Below are 631 nucleotides of genomic sequence, written 5' to 3'. Positions count from 1 at the left end.
TCAAGTAAAAATCCGCCTTCTTAGAAGGCGGCTTTGGTTTATAGCCCCCTATAAGGGGGCATCCCTGCGCTGCTAGTTTATCTTCAACTCTAACTGCGCCTCATATTCTTGATCTTTCTTGTCTTGGTGCCTTACGTAACGCCTGATGATTTCTTCATTCACACCAACTGTGTCAACAAAGTATCCCCTTGCCCAAAAATGATTACCCCACAGTTTCTTCCTTATATGTGGGAACTTGTTAAACAAGCGGATTGCTGAACGCCCTTTCAATACTCCCATCAACGTTGATATCGAAACTTTTGGTGGAACTATCACAACCAAGTGAACGTGATCCGGCTGAACATTTAATTCTAAGACTTCACAATCTTTCATATTGCACAAAATATAGATTGAGCGATAAAGCTCCTTACCTACATTCCCTTTCAATATCTTAAATCTGTATTTCGGAGTCCAAACTATATGGTATTTGCAACGCCAATATACATGTGATGAACTTCTATAATCGCCCATGTTTTTAGTTTCCTCTTACTTGTGGTGAATAAGAGGTTTACTTCTAGCATGGGCACTCCTTCGGGCAATAGCCCCAAGGTTCAATCACCACCGCCCAAGGCGGTGGTTTAGGGATGACAAC

1 protein-coding gene is annotated in these 631 nt (G+C 42.0%); it reads right to left on the bottom strand.

Features of this window, described 5'->3' with window-relative positions; translation table 11 throughout:
* Positions 1-72: 72 nt before the first annotated feature.
* Entirely contained in the window at positions 73-510 is a 438-nt protein-coding gene (tnpA, locus tag AACV12_RS12835; RefSeq protein ID WP_064624342.1) for an IS200/IS605 family transposase, read from the bottom strand.
* Positions 511-631 lie beyond the last annotated feature (121 nt).

The sequence above is a fragment of the Vibrio sp. 2-2(8) genome (genome assembly GCF_963888495.1).
Classification (GTDB): domain Bacteria; phylum Pseudomonadota; class Gammaproteobacteria; order Enterobacterales; family Vibrionaceae; genus Vibrio; species Vibrio anguillarum.
The sequence above is the reverse complement of the archived record's forward strand: the minus strand, read 5'-3'. Positions and strand labels throughout refer to the sequence as shown.

Excerpts from the sequence above, each read along its gene's own strand:
- tnpA (WP_064624342.1), bottom strand. The coding sequence starts at position 510 with ATGGGCGATTATAGAAGTTCATCACATGTATATTGGCGTTGCAAATAC.